Below are 2,839 nucleotides of genomic sequence, written 5' to 3'. Positions count from 1 at the left end.
CCAAGCGGGAGGCCGAGGAGATCAAGGTCGAGATCGGCCGGTTCCTGCGTGAGGAACTCAAGCTGGAGCTATCCGGACCCAAGACTCTGATCACGCATGGACGGACACAAGCCGCCCGGTTCCTCGGCTACGAGATTGTGGTCATGGACGCCGACGACAAGCACGATCACCGCGGTCACCGCAGTATCAACGCGCAGATCGGTTTGAAAGTGCCCGCCGACGTCATCGCCGCCAAATGTAAACCCTACCTGCATCACGGCCGTCCGATCCGCCGGACCGAACGCACGGTCAACAGCGATTTCTCTATCATCGCCCAGTACCGGGGGGCCGCTGGAAAAGGACCCGATCAGGGCACCTCGCCAGCGGCCTACCGGTGCGATGTTGTTTGGATCACCCTGCCGTGATCGAAGGTAGTCACGGAGTCGTCGGCGACCCCGTCGCTTCGTTCTGCAACCGCTCACGGGCACTCGTAGGCGCCGATCACTGCTCTCTACGCCCAGGTGTCTTTGCCTCTGCGCTGGTATCAGCGCCCAGATGGTGGTGGCTGACGTCCGCTGCGTAGGTGGCCCAGTCTCCTGCCGAGGCGCGTTGCCAGGCGACCGCGACGGTGATGTGGATGCCGAGCATCCGGGCGAGCAAAGCAGCTGGCAGCTCCTTGGTCACCGAGCCGGGCGTGTCCTCGGCGGGTGGCGACGAGTTGCAGGACGAGACCGGCGAGGGGTTCGGGCAGGTCGACGGGCTCGTCGCCGAGGAGCAGCCGGACCGTCTGGCCGTCGGTGGTGACGTGGTCGGTGGTGAGCTGGCAGATGGCTGCGGGCCACTGGGCGTAGAGCAGGACGAGCAGGCCGGCCCGGGTCCTCGGGTTTGAGCGTGTCGTCGTGCAGGAGTCGGCGGGCGTGTTCCCAGCGTGTTTCGGTGTCGATGGCCTGCTGGGGGCCGGCCGACTTGATGGCCGGGAAGCTCGAGGTTGGTGAGCTTCTGGTTCTTGGCCCAGCGGGTGAAGTGCCCCGCCTCTCGGTGACGGTTGGCGCCGTCGGTGGTGAGCCATCTGTCGAGGTCGCCCTGCCGAGCCGTCTGCAGGGTGAGCCGGTGGGCGGTGAGCCAGTCGAGCAGCTGCAGCGTGCCGCGCAGGTGCCGCATCAGGTTTGCGGCTTGGATCGAGGTCGTCTCGGCGCCCCGGTTGCGGCTGCGAAGGCGGCGCAGCATGTGCCAGATCGCGTAACGCCGCAGGAGGTGCTGCTCCTCGGGGTTGTCGCGCTGCCCGATAGTGCGGGCAACCGCCTGCTCCAGCCGGGCCATGTGTTCGTCGCGGACGGGCAGCGCGCCGGTGGCGACGAGGATCGCGCGCAGGTGTTTGAGCGGCTTGGTGTCCGGCAGTTCGTCGAGCGCTTCGTGGGTGAGCGGGCGGTCGGCGGCGGCGAGCTGGCGCAGGATGGCGGCGCCGGAGTTCTTGGCCAGCCAGGACAGCACGGTGTCGGGTTGTTCGGCGTGCAGCAGGTTGTGGTGCAGCGACGTCAGCTCGGGCCGGATGCCCCCGGTGCCGTCGTCGAGGAGTTCGCGTAGCCGGGCGTCGATGTTGCAGCGGGTGCAGGGCCCGGTGCCGAACTGGCCTTGCGGACCACAGCCTGGGCAACTGCGCCAGAAACCGGGCTCGGGTCGGGTTCAGGTGGCGCAGAGAGGCTGGGCGCGGGTGCCGCCGCGGACGGCGCGGACCTGGTCGCAGTGGCTGCAACGCGCCCACCACCGTCGGCATGCCTTGCACCACGGTTCACCGGTTGCCTGGTTGATCGCGCAGGCCGCTGTACGTGCGCAGACGGCGCAGGTCAGCACGGGTTCGGTGCGGCAGGAGGGGCAGATCGGCCCGTCCGGGGTGCGGATGCTCACGGTCGGCGGCGGTCGCAGTCGAGGCAGATTTCCTGGTTGGCGGGGTCGGTGATCAGGCAGTGCGGGGACACAGCGGTTCGCCGTGTTCGCCGCGCGTGGCGGCTTCCCGGATGACCCCGCAGCCGGCGCAGGTCTGAGCGCGGGATTTGGCGACGCAGTTGCGGCAAAGGCGCAGCCCGTCGCGGGGTTTGACCAGGGCCAGCACGCGTCCGCAGTGCGGGCAGGGTGGCCGGACGATCTTCGTGGAACCCGCGTCGCAGAGCAGGTCGATGAGGCGGAGCACCGACGGAGCGGGTACTTCGGCGCCGGCGCCGGTCAACAGTTCGGGCCGGTCCTGCAGCGCCCAGGCGAGCTGTTGGCGTTGCCCGGGCTGGCTCACCGCGGCGGCGACCGCCGCGGCGACTGTGCCAGCTGGCAGAGCCGGGTCGATGCGGGCGACGATGCCGACCACCGTGCCGGTCGCGTCCTGGCCGTAGGGTCGGCAGGCAACGCATCGGGACCGGCCGTGCCGGTCGCGGGAGTGCACTCGTCGGACCTTGTCGCCGCCGGCGCAGGGCTCGCGGATCGAGCCGCAGACACCGCAGTACCAGTCCTCGCCGCGGCGTTGCAGGGTGCGCCGCTGCTTTCCGCACTCGGTGCAGCCGGGTGTCGCCACGGCGACAGAGCCGGCCGGCCGAACTGGGCACGTTCGACTTCTTCTTCGACGTCGGCTGCTTTCAGGGCCTGACTTCCGAGCAGCGTCTCGGTGAGGGCAGGAGTGTCTCTGCGCTTGCCGCCCCCGGTGCGACCCAGTTGATGCTCGCCTTCGGGCCGACCAGTGGGCGTCGCGTCGTGGGCGGCGTGACGAGGGCGGACGTCGAGGCCGCATTCCCGGGCTGGGAGAAGCTCTCGGTCGAGCCCGCGGAGACCGCGGCCTTGGGTGACCGCTGACGAAGACAGCGCCGCAGTGGTACCG

At 69.7% G+C, this 2,839-nt stretch carries 4 protein-coding genes and 1 pseudogene; 4 read left to right on the top strand and 1 reads right to left on the bottom strand.

The features are described 5' to 3' along the window. From VGR06_RS15250 to VGR06_RS15240, 3 genes and pseudogenes are all read left to right on the top strand, one after another. Positions 1-404: pseudogene (locus VGR06_RS15250) on the top strand (hypothetical protein); the annotation flags it as partial. 212 nt (positions 405-616) lie between these two features. Continuing rightward, a complete protein-coding gene (locus VGR06_RS15245) occupies positions 617-868 on the top strand; it encodes a hypothetical protein (RefSeq protein WP_327559726.1) in 252 nt (83 codons plus the stop codon). A gap of 47 nt (positions 869-915) precedes the next feature. Beyond that, positions 916-1,563, top strand: a complete 648-nt coding sequence (locus tag VGR06_RS15240; RefSeq protein ID WP_327559725.1) for a hypothetical protein — start codon at positions 916-918, stop codon at positions 1,561-1,563. A 373-nt stretch (positions 1,564-1,936) separates the two neighbouring features. On the opposite strand, the gene VGR06_RS15235 is transcribed toward VGR06_RS15240, so the two are convergent. Beyond that, positions 1,937-2,539 carry a hypothetical protein gene (locus tag VGR06_RS15235; protein WP_327559724.1) on the bottom strand — a complete coding sequence of 201 codons (603 nt, stop codon included), beginning with the start codon at positions 2,537-2,539 and terminating at the stop codon, positions 1,937-1,939. Between VGR06_RS15235 and VGR06_RS15230 the strand changes: the two genes are divergently transcribed. Next, positions 2,530-2,814 carry a hypothetical protein gene (locus VGR06_RS15230; RefSeq protein ID WP_327559723.1) on the top strand — a complete coding sequence of 95 codons (285 nt, stop codon included), beginning with the start codon at positions 2,530-2,532 and terminating at the stop codon, positions 2,812-2,814. The two genes, VGR06_RS15235 and VGR06_RS15230, sit on opposite strands and share 10 nt — an antisense overlap. The last annotated feature ends 25 nt before the right edge of the window (positions 2,815-2,839 follow it).

The sequence above is a fragment of the Actinophytocola sp. genome (assembly GCF_036002505.1).
Lineage (GTDB): Bacteria > Actinomycetota > Actinomycetes > Mycobacteriales > Pseudonocardiaceae > DASYTH01.
This window is presented reverse-complemented; position numbering and strand designations above follow the sequence as displayed.

What these genes read in the sequence shown, in the direction of transcription:
- VGR06_RS15245 (WP_327559726.1), top strand. Translation starts at nt 617, where the DNA reads ATGCCGAGCATCCGGGCGAGCAAAGCAGCTGGCAGCTCCTTGGTCACC.